A 6,791-nucleotide genomic window follows, 5' to 3' on the forward strand; every position below is an offset into this window, starting at 1 on the left:
TGCGCGTTTCATCCGGTTCGCGTGCGCCTCCCAGTTGATTTGCATGACGAAGCTTTTTTGGAGCGCTCGTCGACCGGAAACCGGATCTCCACCGCATCGCACGCATGCCGCACCGAACCGTGCGACACGCGTGCGCACCTGCCCGCTACTTCGAGATGGTTTCGAGCGCGATGCCCTTCGTGCGCGGCCCCATGAGCCCGATCGCGGCCATCACGATCGCCATCGCGCCCGCGATGAACGCGAACACGCCGAAGGTGCCGAAGCCCTTCAGCACGGCCGCGATCACGAACGACGAGAAGATCGCGGAGAAGCGGCTCCACGAATAGACGAAGCCGACGGCCCGCGCGCGGATCGACGTCGGGAACAGTTCGGCCTGGTACGCGTGGAAGCTGTACGACATGATGTTACTCGCGAGCGTGAGGCCGATGCCGAGCACGATCAGGAACGCGCCCACCGTCGTCTGACTGAACAGCAGCCCGCAGACGACGATCGCCGCTGCCATCGCGACGATCACCGACTTGCGCTCGAAGCGGTCGGCGATCACGAGGCCGATCAGCGGGCCGATCGGCGCCGCGAGCGCGATCACGCTCGAATACATCAGGCTCGACGTGATCGTGATGCCCTGCTTGATCAGCAGCGTCGGCACCCAGTTCGCGAAACCGTAGAAACCGACCGTCTGGAACACGTTGAAGATCGTCATCATGATCGTGCGGCTGCGATACGGCGGCACCCACATGTCGCGGAAGCTGCCGCGCGGCGGGACGGGTTCGGCCGGTGCCGGCGGCGGCAGCGGCCGGCCGTATTCGGCTTCGACCTTCGCCTCGAGCGCGCGCATGATGCGGTCGGCTTCGTCGACCCGGCCCTGCTGCGCGAGCCAGCGCGGGCTTTCCGGCAGTTCGCGGCGAATCCACCACACGAACAGCGCGCCATGCGCGCCGATCAGCACGACCCAGCGCCAGCCGTCGAGGCCGAGCGGCGCGTGCGGCACGAGCAGATAAGCGAGGAACGCGACCACCGGCACCGCGACGAACCCCACCGCCTGCTCGCACGCGAACGCTCGGCCGCGAATCTGCTTCGGCACGAGTTCGGAGATGTACGTGCCGATCGTCACCATCTCGACGCCGAGGCCGAGACCGACGACGAAGCGCCAGAAGTTCAGCCCGGCCGCGGTGTCCTGGAACGCCATCACGACGTTGGCGGCCGTGTACCACAGCAGCGACCACGTGAAGATCGCGCGGCGGCCGAAGCGGTCGGCGAGGAAGCCGCATGCGATCGTGCCGATGAATAGCCCGGAGAACAGCGCGGCGATGAAGCTCGCGACGCCCGTCGTGCCGAACAAGCCGTGTGTCGTCGCGGAAAGGATGCCGCTTTTCACGAGGCCCGGCGCGACGTAGCCGCTGTAGAGCAGATCGTAGAGTTCGAAGAAGAAGCCGAGGCTCAGCAGTACGACGAGCTTCCAGACGCTGCGCGTCGGCGGCAGGCGGTCGAGGCGGGCCGAGATGGAGCCGGGGTCGACGGATGGGGATTGGGCAGATGCCTGGGAAAGGCTGTCCGTTGAGGCCATCTTGTGCGCGTCTCCTGATCGTGTCGTGTCGTGTTGTGTGTTGTTGTCCGCCGGACCGCCGAACCGCCGTCGGGCGAATCGCTTCATTGTACCGGCACGTCCGTCCTGCGCACGTGCGCGCCGCCGGTCCGGCCGCATTGCAGGCGCCGAACCGATTCGGGCACCCGTTTTCGCGCCGGATAATGTGTAAATTGCGTAACCTTCTGTCGGCTACGGGAAAACGCGTCGGACCGACGATCCGGCGCCGCCCGCGTCGCGCCCGGCCGATGCCGGCCCGACGGTACGGGCCTCACGCGGCGTTTCGCGCCGCCACGCGCTGCCGGAATCGCCGCGAACGGGGCACGCAATCGGTACAACCACGCGTTCCGCGCCCCGGTAACATGCTAGCGGGCCAACTACCGGCTTCCGGCTGCCTTTCGGTAACCGGCATCGTCGGCAAATCGTAAGCATTCCATGTCCATACAACGACTATTCACGTACGCCCGCCGGATCGCGCTGATCGCGCTGCTGCAGTTCGCGGCGATCGCGACCGCATCGGCGTTCCCGACGGCCGCTTCCGCTCCCGTCGCAAGCGGCGTCGGCACAACCGTGCCGGCCATCTCGTTGCCCGACGCCGTCGCCCAGCTCAAACAGATGCAGGCCGAACTGGACCGCATCAAGCAGCAGACCTCGACCACGTCCAACAGCAAGGAGCTGGACGCGCTCGACGACTCGGCGCAGGAACTGAGCGCGGACGTCGCCAAACTGCAGAGCGAGCTCACACCGCAACGCGCGCAGGTTCAGGCGCAGCTCGACGTGCTCGGCCCGCCGCCGGCCGAGGGCGCCGCGCCGGAAACGGCAGCCGTCGCGAAGCAGCGGGCCGCGCTGGACGCGCGCAAGACGCAGATCGACGCCGCGCTGAAGCAGGCCGCCGACCAGAAGACGAGTCTCACGAACCTGACCGAGCAGTTCGCGAAGCTGCACCGCAGCCTCCTGAAGAACCAGCTCGCGTTCCGTTCGGGCAGCATCTTCAGCGCGCAATTCTGGCTGCCGTTGTTCCACCTGTCGCCGGACGATCGCCAGCGGCTCGACGATTTCAACGGCGAACTGTTCGACATGCTGCATTCGTCGTGGGTACCCGGGCAACGGGCGATCACCACGCTGCTGCTGATCGCCGCATTCGCGGCATGGCTCGGCGGGCGCCGGCTCATCGAGCGCGGGCTCGCGTGGATCGCGCTGAATCGCCTGCCGCCCACCCGCTTGCGCCGCAGTGCGCTGGCGCTGTCGACCGCGCTGTCGACCTTCCTGGCGACGGCCATTGCGATTCAGATTTTCTACCTCGCTGTCGCGCGCCACTACGAGCTCACGCCGTCGCTGAACGATCTGTGGGACCAGTTCGCGAAGCTCGCCGCAACCTGCGCGTTGATCGCCGGGCTCGGCCGCGCACTGCTCTGCACGAAGCATCCGTCGTGGCGACTGCCGGCGCTCGCCGACCCGGTCGCACTCGCGATGAAGCCGTTCCCCGGCATTCTGGCCGCGCTGCTGCTGGTGTCGGGCACGCTCGAATCGATCAACCGGATCGTCGATACCAGCCTGTCGGTCACGCTGCTCGGTCGCGGCATCGTCTCGCTCGTCGTCGCGCTGACGGTCGGCGCATCGCTGTTGCGCGCGAACCGTGCGCGCAGCGCACTTGCGGCGGCAGGCGAGGCGCCCGAGCAACGCTCGACGCTAGCCGGCCTGATCCATGCCGGCGTCACGCTCGCGATCGTCGTTTCATTGATCGCACTCCTGATCGGTTACATCACGGTCGCGCGCTACATCACGTACGAGCTCGTGTGGTTCGAGATCGTGCTGTGCGCGACCTACATCCTGATCCAGTTGACGCGCGACGCGAGCGAAAGCCTGTTCTCGTCGAGCCTGTCGTCGGGCCAGCAGATCAAGCACCTGTTCGCGCTCGAGGACCGCCACCTCGACCAGGCGCGCACGGTCCTGTCCGGCTTCGGCACGAGCCTGCTGATGCTGATCGCGGCGATCGCGCTGCTGACAGGCGGCTTCGGCACGACGCCGAGCGACCTGCTCGACAGCGCGGTCGCGATGATCGGCAGCCAGCGGCTGCAGAGCCTGAACATCATGCCCGACCGGATCATGAACGCCGTGATCGGCTTCGCGATCGGCTTCTACCTGCTGCGCTCGCTGCGCCGCTGGCTCGACGGCGAGTTCATGCCCGCACTCGGCATGGATACGGGCATGCGCGTGTCGTTGATCACGCTGTTCACCAACGTCGGCTACGTGCTGCTCGTGCTGATGACGCTCGGGCTGCTCGGCGTCCGGTGGAACAATCTCGCGTGGATCGTCAGCGCATTGTCGGTCGGTATCGGCTTCGGCCTGCAGGAAATCGTGAAGAACTTCGTGTCGGGGCTGATCCTGCTGACGGAGCGCCCGGTGAAGGTGGGCGACATGGTCAGCATCGCGGGCGTCGAAGGCGACATCCGCCGCATCAACGTGCGCGCCACCGAAATCCAGCTCAGCGACCGCTCGACCGTGATCGTGCCGAACTCGCAACTGATCTCGCAGAACGTGCGCAACGTGACGATGGGCAACAGCACGCAGGGCGTCGCGACGCTGGTGCTGACGTTCCCGCTGAACACCGATCCCGAGCAGGTGCGCGACCTGCTGCTCGATGCGTATCGCGAACACCAGGCGATTCTCGAGAAACCTGCGCCGTCGGTGACGTTCAGCCAGCTCACGCCGGAAGGGATCACGCTGAGCGTGACGGGTTACGTGTCGAGCCCGCGGATCGCGAGTTCGACGAAGAGCGACTTGCTGTTCGAGATCCTCAAGCAATTGCGCGCGGCGGGGATCACGCTGTCGAGTCCGCAGATGCTGGTGGTGCAGAATATGCCGGCGAACGATGGCCCGACGCCGCACGAATCGTAAGTGAGCCATTGAACGGGTACGCCCGCGATCGATCGGCGCGCCGCGCGCATGGCGGTAAACGACAAGGGCCGGTTACCGCTTCCGCGGCAACCGGCCCGTTTCATTCGACGGTCGGCGCGCCCTGCCGGGCGCGCTGCATCACACGTCGAACTTCACCCCCTGCGCCAGCGGCAATTGCCGGCTGTAGTTGATCGTATTCGTCGCGCGACGCATATAAGCCTTCCACGCATCCGAACCCGACTCGCGCCCACCGCCCGTTTCCTTCTCGCCGCCGAACGCGCCGCCGATTTCCGCGCCGCTCGTGCCGATGTTCACATTGACGATCCCGCAATCGCTGCCCGCTGCCGACATGAACTGCTCGGCTTCACGCATGTCGTTGGTAAAGATCGCCGACGACAGGCCTTGCGGCACCGCGTTGTGCACGTCGATCGCGTCTTCGAAATCGTCGTAGACCATCACGTACAGAATCGGCGCGAACGTCTCGCGCTCGACCACCGCCGATTGCTTCGGCATCCGCACGATGGCCGGACGCACGTAGTACGCATCCGCGTGACCGACGTCGACGCGCTCGCCGCCCTTCACTTCGCCGCCCTGCTCGCGCGCATCGGCCAGCGCCTTCTGCATCGCGTCGAACGACGCACGATCGACCAGCGGGCCGACCAGCGTGCCTTCTTCGAGCGGATTGCCGACCTTCACCGACATGTAGGCTTTCTCGATGCGCGGCAGCAGTTGCTCGACGAGGCTGCGATGCACGATCAGGCGGCGCAGCGTCGTGCAGCGCTGGCCGGCCGTGCCGACCGCCGCGAACGTGACCGCGCGCACCACGAGGTCGAGATCCGCGCTCGGCGCGACGATCATCCCGTTGTTGCCGCCGAGTTCGAGGATGCCGCGTGCAAGGCGCTGGCTCAGCACCTTCGCGACTTCCTGGCCCATCCGCACGCTGCCCGTCGCGCTGACGACCGGCACCTTCTTCGACGCCGTCAGCACCTCGCCGACATCGCGCATGCCGAGCACCAGCTGGCTCAGCTCCGCCGGCGCGACGCCCGGATGCGTCTTCTCGAACTCGCGGAGCGCCTTCTGGAGCAGCACGTGGCATGCGATCGCGGTGAGCGGCGTCTTCTCGGACGGCTTCCACACGACCGAATCGCCGCACACGAACGCGAGCGCCGCATTCCATGCCCACACCGCGACCGGGAAGTTGAACGCCGAAATCACGCCGCACACGCCGATCGGGTGCCACGTTTCCATCATCCGGTGGCCCGGGCGCTCGGACGCGATCGTGAGGCCGTAAAGCTGGCGCGACAGGCCGACCGCGAAATCGCAGATGTCGATCATTTCCTGCACTTCACCGAGCCCTTCCGACGTGATCTTGCCGGCTTCGAGCGTGACGAGGCGGCCGAGCTCGGCCTTGTGCTCGCGCAGCACGTTGCCGAACACGCGCACGAGTTCGCCGCGCACCGGCGCCGGCACAGTGCGCCACTTGAGGAATGCATCGTGTGCGGCGTCGATCTTGCGCGCTGCGTCGGCGGGCGTGTCGACGGCCAGCGTGGCGAGCGTCGCGCCGTCGAGCGGCGAACGCGCGGTCAGCGCATTGCCTTTCCACTGGGCGAGATCGATGTCGAGCGCGGCAAGAATGTCGTTGAATTGCATCACTTCCTCTTCAGGGACAGATTGATCGGTGCGGCGGCAGCGCCGCCCGCGTGATTCGATTGGAGCGCGTTCGAGCGCCTTGTGCAAGCGGATGCGCCGCGCGGCCGGCCCGGTGCGCCATCCGGCGCATCGCGCTGCGCCGCCGCCGGAAAACCCGGCCGGACGGCGCGCCCCAGCCTCGCGAGGCACGATCCATGAAACACATTGTCGATGGCCACAAGTCAGGCCGCTATTGATATTAACTCACGACTTCATTCCCAAAACGCAAGAAGTCCACGGGCCAGCCCCGCCTGTTTCGAAGCCGATATGGGACGTTTCCAAAGCCCGTGACCGGCCGCCCGGACACATCTCAACGCGACACAAGTTGATGACCGTCGCGCATCACCCTGTTCGGAAATATCGTTTGCCGCCGGTGCACCGGGCACACACAATCGGTGCGACGTCGAGGTGCAACGCACCCGGCGCGCCGCCGGCCGCCACCACGACAGCCGGACGACCGACGAAGGCGACACGCACCACGGCCCGGCTCAGCGGGCCCGTTTCGCACTGTGCCTCACCGCTACCCGGCCGCGGCCGGCGACGCGTCGCGCTTCGTCACCGAAAAACAATCCCGGAGACAGCGCCCAGCGCCCGCCATGCATTCAGACGCCCGCCCCGATTC

General features: G+C 66.7%; 3 protein-coding genes. 1 reads left to right on the forward strand and 2 read right to left on the reverse strand.

Going from position 1 to position 6,791, the window contains the following annotated elements; translation table 11 throughout:
- Positions 1–145: 145 nt before the first annotated feature.
- Complete coding sequence (locus C4B30_RS29710; RefSeq protein ID WP_089500622.1) at positions 146–1,564, reverse strand: MFS transporter; 1,419 nt, start codon at positions 1,562–1,564, stop codon at positions 146–148.
- Between the two features lie 453 nt (positions 1,565–2,017).
- Between C4B30_RS29710 and C4B30_RS29720 the strand changes: the two genes are divergently transcribed.
- A complete protein-coding gene (locus C4B30_RS29720) occupies positions 2,018–4,480 on the forward strand; it encodes a DUF3772 domain-containing protein (protein ID WP_105133373.1) in 2,463 nt (820 codons plus the stop codon).
- A gap of 138 nt (positions 4,481–4,618) precedes the next feature.
- On the opposite strand, the gene amaB is transcribed toward C4B30_RS29720, so the two are convergent.
- Positions 4,619–6,130, reverse strand: coding sequence for an L-piperidine-6-carboxylate dehydrogenase (gene amaB / locus C4B30_RS29725; RefSeq protein ID WP_027781469.1), 1,512 nt, complete (start codon positions 6,128–6,130; stop codon positions 4,619–4,621).
- Between the last annotated feature and the right edge of the window lie 661 nt (positions 6,131–6,791).

Origin of the sequence: Burkholderia sp. BE12 (assembly GCF_002959955.1) — a bacterium.
GTDB lineage: Bacteria > Pseudomonadota > Gammaproteobacteria > Burkholderiales > Burkholderiaceae > Burkholderia.

What these genes read in the sequence shown, in the direction of transcription:
- C4B30_RS29710 (WP_089500622.1), bottom strand. Translation starts at nt 1,564, where the DNA reads ATGGCCTCAACGGACAGCCTTTCCCAGGCATCTGCCCAATCCCCATCC.
- C4B30_RS29720 (WP_105133373.1), top strand. Translation starts at nt 2,018, where the DNA reads ATGTCCATACAACGACTATTCACGTACGCCCGCCGGATCGCGCTGATC.
- amaB (WP_027781469.1), bottom strand. Translation starts at nt 6,130, where the DNA reads ATGCAATTCAACGACATTCTTGCCGCGCTCGACATCGATCTCGCCCAG.